Genomic DNA, 16883 nt, shown 5'->3' with positions numbered 1-16883 from the left:
CACGCTTCAAACGCCATATCTGATCCGATGTGGCGCGCGCGCTCTTGCCTTGGACACGCAGTTCGGCCAAAACGGCGCCATGATTACGATTACCGATCTTTCCGCCCGCATCGCCGGGCGCCTGCTTCTCGACCATGCCAGCGTGGCGCTGCCCGCCGGCGTGAAGGTGGGTCTCGTTGGCCGCAACGGCGCCGGCAAATCCACCCTGTTCAAGGTGATTACCGGTGATTTTTCGGCCGAAAGCGGTTCGGTCAGCATTCCCAAACAGGCGCGCATCGGCCAGGTGGCGCAGGAAGCGCCGGGAACGGAAGAATCGCTGATATCAATCGTGCTTTCCGCCGACAAGGAACGCAGCGCCCTTGTGGCCGAAGCGGAAACCGCGACCGATCCGCACCGGATCGCCGAAATCCAGATGCGGCTCGTCGATATCGACGCGCATTCGGCCGAAGCCCGCGCGTCCAGCATTCTTGCCGGTCTGGGCTTTAACCACGAGGCGCAGCTTCGCCCCGCCTCCTCCTTCTCCGGCGGCTGGCGCATGCGCGTGGCGCTTGCCTCCGTGCTGTTTGCCGAGCCAGATCTTTTGCTGCTCGACGAGCCGACCAACTATCTCGACCTCGAAGGCACGTTGTGGCTGGAGGAATATATTCGCCGCTATCCGCATACTGTCATCATCATCAGCCATGATCGCGATCTTCTGAACAATGCCGTCAATTCCATCGTGCATCTGGACCAGAAGAAGTTGACCTTCTATCGCGGCGGTTACGACCAGTTCGAGCGCCAGAAGGCCGAGAACGACGAATTGCAGATGAAGGCCAAGGTCAAAAGCGACGCGGCGCGCAAACATCTGCAGAGCTTCATCGACCGTTTTCGCGCCAAGGCCACCAAAGCGCGGCAGGCGCAGAGCCGCATCAAGGCGCTGGAGCGCATGGGCACCGTCGCCGCCGTGATCGAGGACCACGTCCAGCCAATCATATTTCCCGAGCCGGAAAAGCAGCCCGCCTCGCCCATCGTTGCCATCAATGGCGGTGCTGTAGGTTACGAACCGGGCAAACCCATCCTGAAACAGCTCAATCTGCGCATCGACAATGACGACCGCATCGCGCTGCTCGGCTCCAACGGCAACGGCAAATCGACCTTCGCGAAATTCATTTCCGGCCGGCTTGCGCCGCAGGCGGGCGATCTTCGTATCGCCTCCGGCCTGAAGATTGGTTTCTTCGCGCAACACCAGTTGGATGATCTGGTGCCGGACGAAACGCCGGTCGAACATGTGCGCAAGCTGATGCCGCTGGCGCCTGAAGCGCAGGTGCGCTCACGCGTGGCGCAGATGGGCCTTGCAACGGAAAAGATGGCGACGGCAGCAAAGGATCTGTCCGGTGGTGAAAAGGCCCGTCTGCTGATGGGGCTTGCCGCCTTCCATGCGCCGAACCTGTTGATCCTCGACGAACCGACGAACCATCTCGACATCGACAGCCGCCGCGCATTGATCGAGGCGCTGAACGATTATAACGGCGCGGTCATCCTCATCTCGCACGACCGGCATCTCATCGAAGCGACAGTGGACCGCCTGTGGCTGGTCGCCGACGGCACCGTCAAAACCTTTGAAGGCGACATGGAGGAATATCGCGACATCGTCGTTTCCTCCGGCAAGAAAAAGGAAGACAAGACCGAGGCCACGACCGATCAGGCGTCGAAGGCAGATCAACGCAAGGCGAATGCGGAAAAGCGCGCCCAGCTTGCGCCGCTGAAGAAAAAGATCAATGAAATCGAATCCCTGACGGCGAAGCTTGAGAAAGTGATTCAGGCGCTCGACAACGAACTGGCGGACCCCGCGCTTTACGAAAAAGCGCCCGCCAAGGCTGCACAGAAGGTCAAGGAACGTGGTGAGGCCGCTGCCAAACTCTCCGACGCCGAAGAGCAATGGCTGATGCTTTCCGGCGAATATGAGGAAGCAATGGCGGGGTGATGCGCGACGGCACAGTGCCTACGTGCAAAGCGGCGGCTTCCCAAGAAGCCGCCGGATTTATCTGAGGCTGCTTACTTGGCGCCGATGGCGTTGAGGCCTTCACGGGCGCATTCTGCATCAATGGCGCCCGAGGGCGCACCGCCGACACCGATGCCGCCGACGAGAGCCTCACCAATCTTGATCGGCAGACCGCCAGCCTGGATGACCATGCGCTCGTCCATATTGCGCAGACCATCATTGGCAGGCTTGGAGGCGATGAAATCCGCGATCTCGCCAATATCACGACCGAGCGATGCGGCGGCGAAAGCCTTGCCGGTCGCGCTGGAGACCGTATGCGGGCCGGAATTATCCGCCTTCAGTACCGTCTTGGTGGCGCCGTCGCGGGTGACGATGGCAACGGTGACGGCGCTCCCTTTAGCGACACAAGCCTGAAGCGCTGCTTTGGCCGCCTTTTCAGCCATTTCGAGCGGCAGGTAAGGAGCGGTCGGTAGTGTCTGGGCCAATGCGGCGGCAGGAGCGAGCAGAACGGATGCGATGAGAAGATTGCGGATCATGAAAAGGTCCTCTTGGCTGATGAGGACTGCAATCTAGGAAAATGAAGCAAGGCTGCGAATCCGTAAGCCTTGCCGGGCGGTCGGTAGTTCTACCGATCTTCGCCGGCTTCCAGCCAGAGCCTTGTCATTTCCGCCTGTGAGGTCGTGCCGAGCTTGAGGCCAATGGCGGCGCGGTGGCTGTCAACCGTGCGCGGTGACAGGCCAAGCCCGTCAGCGATCTGGCGGGTGGTGAAACCGAGAGCGATGCGCTCGAGTATCTCACGCTCACGCGCGGTCAGAAGCGACAGAAGCGCCACCGTTTCCGCCTGCAACGCCCGTGCATCCAGTGTGCGGGCCAGCGTCTGGTGCGCCTTCTGGATCGCATCGATAAGATCCTGTTCATCCACGGGCTTCGACAGGAAATCCACGGCACCATTGCGGAAGGCGCGGCGGCAGGCCTCGATATTTCCGTGGCCGGAAATGATGATGACCGGCCAGTCGATGCCTTGCTCCACCAGCTTTTCCTGAAGCTTGAGGCCGGTAATGGCGGGCATACGAATGTCGAAGATCAGGCAGCCCGGCTCAAGCCCCGGTAATTGGCCAAGAAAACCCGTTGGGTCGGCAAATCCCTTCGCCTTGATGCCGACCGTGGACAAAAGCAATATCAGCGCCTTGCGCACGGCGTCGTCGTCGTCAACGAGATAGACGGGCAGCGTCACGGTTTCATCGCCTCCGTGGTGACCGGCAGGACAACACGGAACAAGGCGCCGTTTTCCTGCTCGATGAAGAGGATTTCGCCGCCGGCGCGCTCCACCAGCCGCTGGCTGAGCGCGAGACCAAGTCCCATGCCGTTGTTTTTTGTGGTTGCAAAGGGGGTAAAGAGCCGGTCGCGCAATTGCGGCTCCACGCCGGGGCCGTTATCGGCGACTTCGAACAGGGCAAGATCGCCCTTGCGGGTGAGCGTTGCTGTGATTACGCCGTTGCCCTCGTCGGCACCGGCCAGCGCATCAAGGGCATTACGCAGCAGATTGAACATCACCTGCTCCATTTCCACCGGATCAACCCGAACCAGAAGCGGCACCTCCGGTTGCCGGATATCGATGACAACCTGCTGGCGCGCCGCCTCGCCGGTCAAAAGTGCATCGACATTACGCAGCGCAACGCGCAGGTCATGCGCCGTGGCCGGATGGCGGTGCGGCAGCGACCAGTTGCGGAAACGGTCGAGCATGTTGGCGGCGCATCGCGCCTGCTCGATCATATCGTCCAGCGCACCGGAAAGCGTTGCGATATCCTCACGGGCAAGAAGCCGTCGCCCGGCCTGCGCCTGCGCCAGGATTGCCGTCAGGGGCTGGGTCAGTTCATGGGCAAGGCCGCTCGCCATCTCTCCAAGCGCATTGACCCGTGAGGCGTGGGTCAGCCTCGCCTCCATGCCGCTCAGTTCTGCCCGCCTTTCGGCGGCGCGTATACGCGTTCTCTGCCTTGCCATTACGATGCCGAACACAAAAATGATGCTGGCACCGGCCAGCGCCGCCAGCAGGGCGCGGCCCGGCAAAAGTTCCCGCCAGGTGATGGGAAGCGCCACCTCCAGAAGCAGCGGCTGGCTGGCACTGCTCAGCTGCCGGGCATATTGCGGTTCTACAGGCAGTTGCGGCGGGCCGTATAACAGGGTGCCATCCGGCATTTTCAGGCGGGTCACTGCCCGTTGCGCCGACCAGAAGGGGGCATCGGATGCCAGCAGCCGTGCCGCATCGACGGCCAGCACCAGCGCCTGTCGTGCCGTCTCGCTATTGGGGCTGCGCTTGACGATGAGGTAATGGCCAGGCCTCAGCGCACTTGCCAGCAATGCCGGCTTGCCCGTGAAAGCCGATGCCGCCTTGCGAATATCCGTAGCCAGTTCATTTTCCAACGGCCGGGTGCCGATGGCGGGATCTCCCTCATTGAGGGAAACCAGCTGGACCTCATCGATGCGCGGGTAAAATTGCAGGATCGGCGCAGCAATCGCAAGCAGCAGGCCGTCGTCCGGCCCCTGCTCCGCCTGCGCCACCGCCGACAGCGCCGTCACATGGGCATCGTGCTGATCCGCCCGGCGCGTAGCCTCAGCCTGCAAGGCGTCGCTCTGCCGCTCCAGTTCGCCAAGCAGGCTGACATATTGGTAAGCCGCCAGAGCGGAGATGACCGCCGCCATCAACAATGCCCAGACCGCGAGCACCCGGAAAAACGGCCAGGCGGCCGGAGAGCGCGGATCACCTGACGCTGGTCGGCGGCCGGATATGGCATCGGCGATCGTGCGGAGCGACTGCGTGACGCTGCCCGCGCCTGCCCTCATTGCCTCCGGCGTAGATTGGCCGGAATGCCCGGATCGCCTGTTCCATGCGTCGTTGTTTTCAAGCATCTCTTCGCTCGCTCGACCGGAAAACACGGCCGGAACATTGGTTCGTCATAGAACCTCTCAGCACAGACTGGCCAAACATTCAATCCGGCTGAAACAGGCTCGCCTGCCGCTCGCGCTGGAATAGGATCACATAGTGCTGCGTTGTAGCCCTGTCGGAAACCCTCTAGGCGCATTCCCTGCGGGGTTGCAAACGATCGAGCGGTACGGCGGGCGAATAGAGATAACCCTGACCGAAACGGATGCCCATCTGCATGAGAAGCCGGCTCTGCTCCTCCGTTTCTATGCCTTCCGTCACCAGCTTGGCGCCGTAACGCTCAGCGCTTTCAAAGGCGAGAGCGATCGCGTCCTTGAAGCGTGACTGATCGAGCCGGGACGTCATCCAGTGGTCGATCTTGACCTCTTCGAAGGGGAACCTCGCAAGCAGCGTGAGCGCGGCATAACCGGTGCCGAAATCGTCAAGTGACAGCCGCACGCCTGCTTCACTCAGCCTGTCGAAATTCTGCTGCACGACGTCGATGGCCGGTACACGGCTCATCTCCGTCACCTCGATCGACAGCCGATGCGGCGGCACCGTCATTTCACTCAGGAACGCCACGACCCGGTCTCCGAAACGCGGGGTCGAAAATGACGAGGCGGAAATATTCACCGCCAGATGAAAATCCGGCTCAAGGTTCCGCAGATCGCTGAGGTCGCAGACGACCGCCTCGATCGTTGACCACTCAAATTCCACCAGCAGCCGGTGGCGCTCGGCAATCTCCAGCACGTAATAGGGCGAAAGCGCCTGCCCGCGCGCATCGGTTGCCCGCAGAAGCGCCTCCGCACCGATCATGCGGCGATTGTGCATTTCAAATTTCGGCTGGTAGCATATTGGCGGCCTGCCGGATTTGATCCAATGGACCAGCATCTGCCGCACACCCTCGTCGCGGGTGGCTTTTTCGGCGAAGGAGAAGGGGAAAATCTGCACCGGATTTTCGCTTCTCCTCAGCGCCAGGCTGAGATGCCTGAGAAAGGACGCTAAGTTCTGCCGGGAAAGCTTATCCAGATTGGCTGCGCCGATCTTCAGATGCGGCACCGGCCCCGCCTCCGCGGACCGGCAAAATGCGCTCAGCCCGTCATGGAGATGCATCATAAGTCGCGCGCTTTCCGACTTTTCCAGCGAAACCCCCTCGATAACCACCGCAAGCGTCGTATCACCGAACATGAAGCTGCGCGGCGCATTGGAGTGCGACAGCAGGCTGCTATCACCATCACATACTTCCCGCGCCAGTCGCGGCCAGAAAAGATCGGCCCAGTCCTCGCCTTCGCAGGCGGCGACATCGGCAATATTGACGATTTCTATGAGAAGGAGGGCGTGCGGCACGGGCGGCTCCCGCCGTGCCATCGTTTCGATATGGTCTTTGAGGGCGCGACGGTTGGGCAGGCCGGTCAGGGAATCTGTCCGTGCCGCGATATCGCGCTTCCTCACTTCTTCCCGCGCCCGCGCCTCGCTGCGCAGAACAAGAAACAGGCAGGTGATCATCGGCAGACCAACAACGACCGCCCCCAGAGTGCGGCGGCCGACGGCGCTCAAAAACAGCGCCTGATCGATAAGACCCAGACCGAACGATACGGAGATGGCAAACAGCACGGCGACAAACCGCACACCAAAAACGGCGAAAATATCGCGCATCCCCAGTTCGGTCAGACGCCGGCGGCGCATCCAGCCATACATCAATATCCCGAAAGCCGAGATGACGACCATGTCCTGAAAAGCGGCGAAAAACAGCACCGGGCCACCGATTACGTAGCGACCGACAGCAACAAGAAGCAGCGCTATTCCCCCACCCTGCCATGACCCCAGAAGCCCGGCAAGGAACAGCAGATCCGAGCGGATATAAGGTTTGGAAGGCAGCTTGATGAACTCGGAAACCAGAAGCGTCAGCAGAAATCCGGCCACGCCGAAAATGATACCGTAATAGATCTTATAACGTGGGTCATCGAGGGCGATGTTGCGGCGCATGAGGATCAGCACGGATACCATGCCGATCACCGCAGCTGCCTGGAGCAGCAGGAATGGAAGCTCGGCGGCAGCGGCCGCTGCCTGAACGGCGATCAATTCCATCATCTGCAAACCCCCGGTTATTATTTGTTTCGCCGCCGGAATTCCGGCGTTGGCCTTTCACAATTCCCGTATCTGCGAAGGACGAACTATAATACGTCGTCCGCCGCCACGGCCGGCCTATATCGCCGCTACCGTTCGCATCCCGGCAAAATTCTCCGGAGCGGCAATCGCCCCGGCCTGCGCGGCGGCCAGCACCAGCCTGTCGCGTCCCCGGCGCTTCGCCTCGTACAGTGCTTCATCCGCGCGGTTCAGCATGCCCTGTATTGTCTCCAGGCCATCGGTGGAAACGGCTATTCCGAGGCTGACCGTGACGACGGTCTGTCCGTCCGGGCGGTTGGGGTGAGGTATCGCCTCGCCCGACACCGCCGATCTTAGCCTTTCACCAACGGCAAGGGCTGCGGATACGACGCAATTGTCGAGCAGGACCACAAATTCCTCGCCGCCATAACGCGCAACGAAACTCCTGTCACCATCATCCCTGCGCAGGGCGGCGCGCAGCCTGCCGGCAATCTCGCGCAGGCAGTCATCGCCAGCCACATGCCCTTCTGAATCATTGTAGTTCTTGAAATAGTCGACATCGAGAAGAATGAGCGCCCGAGGCTTGCTGCTGGCGGAAATCTCGCGTGCCGCCTCGTCAAAGCTGCGGCGGTTGCAAATGCCTGTCAGCTGGTCGGTATTGGAAAGCTGCTGCAGGTCCCGATTGGCGCTTTGAATTTGTTGAAGCAGCATCTTTTCGCGCAGCGAGGCCAGATAGTCCCGCCGCTCCACCTGCTCGATGCGATAGGCCGCAAACAGCGAGACGGCGCTGATCCCGACCGAACACAGGATCGCCGGCAGCTTCGCCGCCTCGCTCGTCACCGTCACATATTGCATGCCGATGATGAAGACGACCAAGCAGCCGACCGTTCCCATGACAGCGAGAGGAAGCGGCTTGCGATGCACCGTGTTCATATAGAGTATGACAGTGATGACACCCATGTAATATTCGCTTGCCGACGCGGTGCGCGCATTGGCATAGACGAACATCAGCGATGCGACGACCAGCATACATCCCAACCCGTGAAGGACTTCATGCGCAATCGCATCCGGACGCAGCAGCACTGCATAATGCCGCGCCGGGAAATAAAGGAACAGGAGCGGTGTGACAACAAACAACCGGACGACAACATCCAGCCAGATAATCTCCGGCACCCAGTTCGTATCGACAAACAGGTACAGATTATAGACAACCATTCCGAAAATTAATCCATATGTATTGAACCGATGGTTGCTTTCATTGACTTTGCGAATGAACCCAGAAGACCGGTCCTCTTTAAGTAAAAATATCATCCAAACGCTCTTCAAAACACCCATAAGAAAAAATAAAATTCGCAACCTAATATCGATGAAAAACAACTACAAAACTACCATTAAAAAATATTGAAAAACGAATTTTACGATTTAAACTCAAAATATTATTTCATATCCTAAATACTACTTTATTCCGAAACAGCATATTCGATATTTTATTTTGTGATGTTGTTCATCAAAAAAGCCATTCCCGATCGGGACGATCACCTTGCCCCTTCGGCCGTTTCTGCTAAAAACTTGTAAAGTCACACTTTATCTCATGAAGCACGCACACGGGTACCTCTCCATGTCAGCCACCAAGCTTGCCATCGTCGGCGTCGGCAAAATCGTTCGCGACCAGCACCTTCCAGCCATCGCGGGCAATCCGGATTTCGAATTGATCGCCACAGCGAGCCGTCATGGCACCGTGGATGGCGTCGCCTCCTATGGCACTATCGAGGCAATGCTGGAAGCGGTTCCGCAGATCGAGGCCGTGTCCCTGTGCATGCCGCCGCAGTTTCGTTACGAGGCAGCCTATGCGGCTCTGAATGCCGGCAAGCATGTTTTCCTTGAAAAGCCGCCGGGTGCTACGCTTTCTGAAGTGCAGGATCTCGCGCGCTTAGCGGATTCGAAGGGGCTTTCGCTGTTTGCAAGCTGGCATTCGCGTTACGCGCCGGCTGTGGAAGCAGCCAAGGCATTTCTGGCTTCAACGACAATCGACAGCGTGCATGTGATCTGGAAAGAGGATGTGCGCCACTGGCACCCGAACCAGGCGTGGATCTGGCAGGCGGGTGGCCTTGGCGTCTTCGACCCCGGCATCAACGCCCTTTCCATCATCACCCATATCCTGCCCCGCGCGCTGTTCCTGACCAAGGCGACGCTGGAATTCCCGGAAAACCGCGACGCGCCGATCGCTGCCGACCTGCATTTTTCCGACGTGACGAAAATGCCTTTGCGGGCCGAGTTCGACTGGCGCCAGACCGGCAAGCAGAGCTGGGATATCGTCGCCGAAACGGCCGGCGGACAAATGGTGCTATCGGAAGGCGGCGCCAAGCTCTCCATCAACGGCGAAGAGAAGCTCTCCGAGCCGGAGCGGGAATATCCCGCCCTTTACGAGCGTTTCGCGGAAATCATCAAGGCCGGCCGCTCCGATGTGGATCTGGCGCCACTAACCCATGTGGCCGACGCCTTCCTGCTTGGCCGCCACAAATTCGTGGATTCCTTCTACGACTGACAATACGGTCGTTTTCAGAACTTCTCAGAGGGCGCGGCTGACAAAACGGCCGCGCCCTGATTTTTTGGCTTGCCTCATCGACGCGGCATAACAGCGTCGCGCGATCCGCACCCGTCTGCGGGGCAATCGCGCCACCGATGCTGGGGCGCGCTGCGACCTCCTGGCCATCGACATCTAAAGGTTTGCGGAAGGCGGAGAGAAGCCGGCCTGCCGTGCCGGCGACTACGCCTTTTTCTGCCAGCGCCCCTCCGGCGACTGTTGCCAATAGGTCAGCGCATGACCTTCGGTCTTCAGCCTTTTCCAGTGGTTTCGCGCCATTTCGAGCTGGTAGGCATCGTATCCGTCGAACATGAAGACGATGCGCTCATAGGCCTCCACCGCCGGCGGTTCGGCGCCGTCCACCAGAAAGCGGACATTTGCCCCATTGTCGTTGACGTCCGAGGCTGTCAGGAGAATCGGCTGGCTTTGCGGTGCCGAAGATGTATCGGTGGCGTGCGGCAGAAAACTGTCGTCACGAAAGGTCCACAGATGCGTGTCGAGGAAATCGCGGCGAGCCTCGTCCACCGTCTGGATCGCGACCTTCCAGCCGCGTTCCAGCGATTTTTCGAGCAAAGGCGGCAACGAATCCTCGAGCTTCGATTCCGTCAGATGGTAGAACAGAATTTCAGTCATCCGCAGACTTCGAACTCCGCTCGCATCAATCTTCGTAGTGGGCGCGAACGAGTTCGTTCAAAAGCCGCACGCCGTAACCCGATCCCCAGGACTGGTTGATCTCGGTCATGGGCGATCCCATCGCTGTGCCGGCGATATCGAGATGCGCCCACGGCGTTTCACCCACGAAGCGCTTCAGGAACTGTGCGGCCGTGACGGAACCGGCCAGACGGCCCGAGCTGTTCTTCATGTCGGCGAATTTGGAATCGATGATCTTGTCGTAGTCCTTGCCGAGCGGCATGCGCCACAGTTTTTCGGCCGTCACATCACCGGCCTGGGCAAGACGCGTTGCAAGCTCGTCGTCATTGCAGAAAAGGCCGGCCTGAAGATTGCCGAGCGCAACCGTTATCGCACCCGTGAGGGTGGCGAGGTTGATCATGAATTTCGGGTTGAAACGTTCCTTGGTGTACCAGAGCGCATCCGCCAGAACCAGGCGGCCTTCGGCATCGGTATTGATGATCTCGATGGTCTGGCCGGACATGGAAGTGACGATGTCGCCCGGACGCTGGGCGTTGCCATCGGGCATGTTTTCCACGAGACCGATGACACCGATGACATTTGCCTTCGCCTTGCGGGCCGCAAGCACATGCATGAGGCCTGTGACGGCTGCGGCGCCACCCATGTCGCCCTTCATGTCCTCCATGTTGAGGCCGGGCTTCAGCGAAATACCGCCGGTATCAAAAACGACGCCCTTGCCGACGAAAGCAATGGGTTCATCCTTCTTGGAACCACCATTCCACTGCATGACGGCAAGCCGGGGCGGACGGGCCGAGCCCTGCGCCACGCCGAGAAGCGCGTTCATGCCCAGCTTCTTCAAGTCTTTTTCGCCGAGAATCTCGACATCGACACCCAGCTTGCGCAGCTCTTCCGCCTTTTCAGCGAATTCGACAGGGCCGAGAACGTTCGGCGGCAGGTTGACAAGGTCGCGCGCCAGAAGAACGCCGCCCGCAACGGCTTCGGAGACGGCAAAGGCCTTTTCCGCTTCCTGATGAGCAGCGGTGACGATGACGACATCGACTTTCTTCGGTGTCTTTTCGTCATCGGATTTTTTCTTGGTCTTGTAGGCATCGAAGCTATAGGCGCGCAGCAGAAGGCCCAGTGCGAAATCCGCAGCGGCCTGCGCGCTGATTTCGACGCCCGGAGCGTCGAGATAGATGGCGACCTTGTCGGCCTTGCGGAAATTGGCGGCGGCAGTGCCGCCGGCACGCAGCCAGTCATGCGCAACAAGTTTCGCCGGCTTGCCAAGGCCGATGATGAGCAATCGGTCGGCGCTCGAGCCCTGCGGCGCGATCACATCGAGTGTCGTCATGGATTTGGCAGCAAATCCCGCAATCTTCGCCGCTCTCTCGATCACTCCACCCGGATCGGCCTCGGAAGCACCGGCGGCAGCCTGCGCCTCACCGAAGGCTTGCAGCACAACGGCCAGAGAGTTTTCAAGCGAAGCGGAATTGGCGAAAGAAATATCGAATTTGGCGGACATGTTTTCCTGCTCTTCATGGTCAAATTTCATGATGCGCACGATCATGGCCTTTTCAGCCCCCGGCGCAACCCTACATTTTTTAAGGCCTGCATTGTTTAAAGGCAGACATTCCTTAAAGGTCCACATTCGTTAAAGGAATGACATTTTTGCGGATGGGCCGATTACGTCATGAAACCGACAGCTTGTTCCACAAAAAGACACAGGCGATGGAAAAATCGTCGTGCAAAACATATTTGTGAGCACGCCGGAATAGCCAATTGCAAACGATGCGATTAGATAAGCGGAAATCCGGCGGGCAATCGCACGGGAAAACAATGTCGAACAGGGCCGTATGAAGCTTCTCGAGAACTATATCCTGCGGCGGACAACGCAGATGTTTCTGGTCGCGCTGTTGCCGGTGCTCGCCATCATCTGGACCATCCAGGTTCTCCAGAGAATCAATCTCGTCACCGACACCGGTCAGTCGATGGGCTCCTTCATGGCGCTCGCGACCCTGATCCTGCCGACGCTGATCCCCGTTGTTTTGCCTTTCGCCCTCGTCATCGGCATCACCCAGACATTCACGGCGATGAACAATGACTCCGAGCTTGCGATCATCGATGCGGCCGGATCGCCGCGTTCGGTGATGTTTCGCCCGGTTCTCATTCTGGCCGCTGTTCTCAGCGCGCTTTCCTTCACCATCACCAATTTCATCGAGCCGCCGGCGCGTAACTCCGCCCGGCAGATGGTGGCCGCGGCCTATGCCGACCTCCTGTCCTCGGTGATCGAAGAAAAGACCTTCCGTACCATTCAGGATGGTCTCTATGTGCAGATCGCCCAAAGACAGGGCCGCATCCTCAAGGGCCTTTTCGTCGCCGACCGGCGCGATCCGAATTTCGATCTCATCTATTATGCCAAGGAAGGCATGATCGATGAAAGCGGCACGTCGCTGACCATGCGCGACGGCGAAGTGCAGCAGAAGACGCCAGATGGCAAAGTGTCGATCGTCAAGTTCCTGTCCTATGCCTTCGACCTTTCGACCATGTCGGAAAAGCAGGATTCCGAACCCTCGCTGTCTCCGGGCGATGCCAGCCTCGGCTTCCTTCTGTCGCCAGATGAAAACAATGCGAGCTACAAGCGGTCGCCGGAAAACTTCCGCAGCGAGCTGCACAAGCGCCTGTCGGACTGGATGTTTGCCTTTGCCTTCGCGCTGATCTCGCTGGTCATCGCCGCCGATGCCCGTTCGCATCGCGAGGCGCGCATGCACCCGATGGTCGCCGCGCTGGTGACGGCCTTCATGCTGCGCTGGCTCGGTTTTTACGTCACCAATCAGGTCAAGCAGAGCGCGGCCTTCATTCCGCTGGTCTATGCCGTGCCGGGTCTCAGCGGCGCTGCGGCCGCCTTCATTCTGGTGACCGGTCGCAAACCGAAGATGCCGAAGATTATCGCGGATGCGGCGAGCCGGATGCGCCGTCTGTTCTCCAGCCGGCTGGCACGCAATTCGGGGAGCGGCAACGCATGATTTTCAACACCCTCGCCCGGTATTTCCTCAAACGATATCTAATGACGGCCGTGTGGTTCGTGCTTGGCGTATCGTCGATCATCTATCTCGCGGATTTCAGCGAGACGGCGCGGCGCATGTCCAGCGTGCCGGGCTATTCCGTTCCGGGCGCACTTGGCCTGACAGCACTTCGCCTGCCGCTGATCCTGCAGCAGACCGTTCCCTTCATCGCCCTTTTCGTGGGCATGACGACACTGATTTCGCTCAATCGACGTTACGAACTGGTCGTCACGCGCGCAGCAGGTGTTTCCGCCTGGCAATTCATCCTTCCCTTCGTCCTCGGATCCGTCCTTCTCGGCATTCTGTCCGTCGTCGTTTTGAACCCCATCGCCGCATGGGGCCAGAACCGGTCGCTGGCTATGGAAGCGGGATGGCGCAACGAAGCCAATGGAGGGCGCCAGCAGCAGATCATTCCATGGATGCGTCAGGCGAGCGGCGGCCAGGACACGATCATCGGCGCCAAGAGCTTCGAGGACAACGGAACGATGCTGCTCGACGTGGTTCTGATCCACCTCGACAAGGACGGAAACATCGTCTCGCGGCAGGATGCCAAGTCGGCAAAGTTGGAAGATGGTTACTGGCTTCTTAACGGCGTGACGGAAACGCGCGCCGGACATGTGCCAGTTCGGCAAGAGAGCACGCGGATCAGTACCAATCTGAGACGGGAATTCGTGCAAGAACGTATGACTCAGACGGAAACCGTTGCTTTCTTTGATCTTTCTCACAAGATCGAAGTTGCAAAGTCTTTTGGACTGTCTTCAAAAGCGCTTGAGACGCAGTATCATTTCCTGCTATCGACGCCCCTGCTTCTGGTTGCGATGACCTTGATCGCCGCGACCGTTTCATTAAAGTTCAGCCGCTTCGCCCAATCGCGCTCCGTGATTCTGGGTGGAATCGTTTCCGGCTTCGTGCTTTATGTAGTAACCGTGCTCGTAAGGGCATTCGGGAGTGGTGGTGTTGTCCCTCCCACCGTCGCGGTCTGGGTTCCAGTCGTCGTGGCGTTGGCTTTGGGGGCAACCATTCTGCTTCATCAGGAGGACGGCTAGTGGCGGTATATGACCGCGGGAATATCAGGCGGCTTTGGACGGCCCTTCTGACGGGTGCCGCTGTGTGCGCGTATTTGGCATCAAGCCCGGTCGCTTTTGGCCAGGGCGGGATGCTTGCGTCTGCAAGCCAAGACGATTCGAAACTCCTGCTTACAGCAAATGAACTGACCTATAATCGCGACTCCCAGCGCGTCATCGCGAAGGGCGTGGTTCGCATGAAATATTCGGGCTACCGCATGGTGGCCCAGCAAGTTGAATATAATCAGCAGAGCGGCCGCGTGATCGCGCATGGCAATATCGAGCTGATCGAGCCCGGCGGCAACAAAATCTATGCCGACGAAATGGACGTTACCGACGATTTCGGTCAGGGCTTCGTCAACGCACTGCGCGTCGAGACCCCTGATAATACCCGCATCGCGGGTGAAAGTGCCGAACGCCTCGAAGGCGACCTGATGGTCCTTAACAACGGCGTCTACACCGCCTGTCTGCCCTGCGCCGCAAAGCCTGAAAAGGCGCCGCTCTGGCAGGTCAAGGCCGAGCGCGTCGTCCAGGACGGCAAGACCCATACGATCCGGCTGGAAAAAGCCCGCCTGCAGCTTTTCGGCTACTCGGTCGCCTATGTGCCGTTCCTGACGGTTCCCGACAATACGGTGAAGCGGAAGTCCGGCTTCCTGTTCCCGCAGATGAGCATTACCGACAATCTCGGTTTCGGCATCGGCGTACCCTATTTCCAGGTTCTCTCCGACACAGCGGATGTGACGGTTACGCCGACCTATTATACGACGCAGGGTCTGCTTCTGCAGGCTGAACTGCGCCAGCGTTTCGAAACCGGCATGCACACGATGACGATCGCCGGCATCAGCCAGCAGAAGTCCGATACTTTCACAGCCGGAACCAGCGACGCGCTCAACGACAATCGCGGCATGATCGCCAGCAAGGGTGATTTCACAATCAATCCCCGCTGGGCCTTCGGCTGGGATGCCATGGTGCAGACCGATAATAACTTTTCACGCACCTATAATCTCGCAGGTTACAAGGGTAGCGTTCAGACCAATCAGATTTACCTGAGCGGTGAGAGCGCGCGGAACAGTTTCGATGCACGCGGCTATTATTTCAACGTTCAGGACACGGACAATAATGAAGCCGAGGAACGTCGGCAGGCCATCGTCCATCCAGTCGTTGACTATCGTTATTTCGTGCCGGATCCGATCTATGGCGGCGAACTGTCGCTGACCACTAATTTGACCAGTATCACCCGCCTGGAACAGGACGCTTACGCGCTTGGAGGCTACTCGCGTTTCAACGGGCTCAAGGGCGACTATACCCGTCTCTCCACCGAGGCCGAGTGGAAGCGCACCTTCACGATGGATAGCGGCCTGCAGATCACGCCAATTCTGGCCGCGCGCGGCGATGCGCTGTGGACGGACATGTCGCCCTCAAGCTTTACATCGGGCGGTACGTCCTACGCCTACGAAGGCATGATGCATGACGACGTGGCGTTTCGCGGTATGGTCACCGGCGGTCTGGAAGTGCGTTATCCGTGGCTCTTCACGGCGCTCAACAGCAGCCACGTGATCGAACCGATCGCGCAGATTTTTGTGCGTCCGAACGAACAATATTCCGGCCGTCTCCCCAACGAAGATGCGCAGGCATTCGTATTCGACGCGACCAATCTGTTCGAACGCGACAAGTTTTCCGGTTTCGACCGGATCGAAGGCGGCACCCGTGCCAATCTCGGCTTCCGTTATAACGGCACCTTCGACAACGGCTACGGCGTTCGCGCCGTTGTCGGCCAGTCTTTCCATCTGGCGGGCGAGAACTCCTTCGCATCCTATGATCTGGCTAATGTCGGTGCTGACTCAGGTCTGGAGTCCGACCGGTCGGATTACGTCGCCATGGCTGCCTTCGATGCGCCGATCGGCCTTTCGCTGTCGTCTAGCCTGCGTCTCGACAAGGACGATTTCGACATCAACCGGTCTGAGACCGGCCTCAGCTATTCTGACCGCCGCATCACCGGCAAGGTCAGCTATACCCAACTCAAGGCGCAGCCAAAATACGGTTATACCGGAGACCGCGACATCGTTCAGGCTTCCGGCATGCTGCGTATGGACGACAACTGGTCGCTGTTCGGCTCGATCAATTATGATCTGAACGGAAAATTTGCCGCCGAGCGCCGCGTCGGCATTGCCTACCAGGACGAATGCACGATCTTGACAGTCAGCTATTCCAACGAGGGCAACATCAATTCCACTCGGCAGGCCGCCAATGACTGGTCGATCAACGCCCGTCTGGCGTTCCGCACGCTCGGTGATGTCAGCATTGGTTCCGCCAACCAGGACTGGGCCGATATGGATATCGGCTGGAAGCCGAATAATTACTGAGTTTAAAGGCGGGTCACGCAGCATCGTGACCCGCCTTTTTGCCGTTCGGCCAGTAAAAGTCACGGTTTCGCCGCAACAACACGCCAGTGTCGGCCGGGTATAAACCCCTATCGGGTTTTCTTTCAACAAACCGAGACATTGCCGTCCTGCGGATCGCGATGATATATACGTGG

At 59.0% G+C, this 16883-nt stretch carries 12 protein-coding genes and 1 pseudogene; 5 read left to right on the top strand and 8 right to left on the bottom strand.

Features of this window, described 5'->3' with window-relative positions; all coding sequences use genetic code 11:
- The first annotated feature begins 79 nt into the window (after positions 1-79).
- On the top strand, positions 80-1963 hold the full coding sequence (locus tag DXT96_RS03320) for an ABC-F family ATP-binding cassette domain-containing protein (RefSeq protein ID WP_149897925.1): 1884 nt from the start codon (positions 80-82) through the stop codon (positions 1961-1963).
- A gap of 71 nt (positions 1964-2034) precedes the next feature.
- Here DXT96_RS03320 and DXT96_RS03315 read toward each other — a convergent pair whose 3' ends face one another.
- From DXT96_RS03315 to DXT96_RS03295, 5 genes are all read right to left on the bottom strand, one after another.
- The gene (locus DXT96_RS03315) at positions 2035-2517 is read right to left on the bottom strand and encodes a heme-binding protein (RefSeq protein ID WP_153513514.1); all 483 of its coding nucleotides are present in this window, start codon (positions 2515-2517) and stop codon (positions 2035-2037) included.
- 89 nt (positions 2518-2606) lie between these two features.
- Entirely contained in the window at positions 2607-3215 is a 609-nt protein-coding gene (locus DXT96_RS03310) for a response regulator transcription factor (RefSeq protein ID WP_371418777.1), read from the bottom strand.
- The gene (locus tag DXT96_RS03305) at positions 3212-4888 is read right to left on the bottom strand and encodes a sensor histidine kinase (protein WP_194287538.1); all 1677 of its coding nucleotides are present in this window, start codon (positions 4886-4888) and stop codon (positions 3212-3214) included. Before DXT96_RS03305 ends, DXT96_RS03310 begins: the two co-directional genes overlap by 4 nt.
- Before the next feature lie 163 nt (positions 4889-5051).
- Complete coding sequence (locus tag DXT96_RS03300) at positions 5052-6992, bottom strand: EAL domain-containing protein (RefSeq protein WP_153513512.1); 1941 nt, start codon at positions 6990-6992, stop codon at positions 5052-5054.
- Between the two features lie 114 nt (positions 6993-7106).
- A complete protein-coding gene (locus tag DXT96_RS03295; RefSeq protein WP_246670520.1) occupies positions 7107-8222 on the bottom strand; it encodes a diguanylate cyclase in 1116 nt (371 codons plus the stop codon).
- 403 nt (positions 8223-8625) lie between these two features.
- On the opposite strand from DXT96_RS03295, the gene DXT96_RS03290 reads away from it, so the two are divergent.
- A complete protein-coding gene (locus DXT96_RS03290) occupies positions 8626-9552 on the top strand; it encodes a Gfo/Idh/MocA family protein (RefSeq protein WP_153513510.1) in 927 nt (308 codons plus the stop codon).
- 24 nt (positions 9553-9576) lie between these two features.
- Here DXT96_RS03290 and DXT96_RS27125 read toward each other — a convergent pair.
- From DXT96_RS27125 to DXT96_RS03280, 3 genes and pseudogenes are all read right to left on the bottom strand, one after another.
- A pseudogene (locus DXT96_RS27125) lies at positions 9577-9778 on the bottom strand (GGDEF domain-containing protein); the annotation flags it as partial.
- On the bottom strand, positions 9775-10224 hold the full coding sequence (locus DXT96_RS03285) for a DNA polymerase III subunit chi (protein ID WP_153513509.1): 450 nt from the start codon (positions 10222-10224) through the stop codon (positions 9775-9777). The pseudogene DXT96_RS27125 and the gene DXT96_RS03285, both read right to left, overlap by 4 nt.
- Before the next feature lie 25 nt (positions 10225-10249).
- Positions 10250-11743 (bottom strand): leucyl aminopeptidase, encoded by a 1494-nt coding sequence (locus tag DXT96_RS03280; RefSeq protein ID WP_153514170.1) that lies wholly within the window; start codon positions 11741-11743, stop codon positions 10250-10252.
- 331 nt (positions 11744-12074) lie between these two features.
- On the opposite strand from DXT96_RS03280, the gene lptF reads away from it, so the two are divergent.
- From lptF to DXT96_RS03265, 3 genes are read left to right on the top strand one after another with little or no spacing between them, the layout of a single operon-like run.
- Complete coding sequence (gene lptF / locus DXT96_RS03275) at positions 12075-13244, top strand: LPS export ABC transporter permease LptF (protein WP_153513508.1); 1170 nt, start codon at positions 12075-12077, stop codon at positions 13242-13244.
- On the top strand, positions 13241-14329 hold the full coding sequence (lptG, locus tag DXT96_RS03270) for an LPS export ABC transporter permease LptG (RefSeq protein WP_046798818.1): 1089 nt from the start codon (positions 13241-13243) through the stop codon (positions 14327-14329). The genes lptF and lptG overlap by 4 nt, the downstream gene beginning before the upstream one ends.
- A complete protein-coding gene (locus DXT96_RS03265; RefSeq protein WP_174372779.1) occupies positions 14329-16710 on the top strand; it encodes an LPS-assembly protein LptD in 2382 nt (793 codons plus the stop codon). The genes lptG and DXT96_RS03265 overlap by 1 nt, the downstream gene beginning before the upstream one ends.
- Positions 16711-16883: the final 173 nt, after the last annotated feature.

The sequence above is a fragment of the Agrobacterium sp. ICMP 6402 genome (assembly GCF_009498615.1).
Taxonomy (GTDB): domain Bacteria; phylum Pseudomonadota; class Alphaproteobacteria; order Rhizobiales; family Rhizobiaceae; genus Agrobacterium; species Agrobacterium burrii.
The sequence above is the reverse complement of the archived record's forward strand: the minus strand, read 5'-3'. Positions and strand labels throughout refer to the sequence as shown.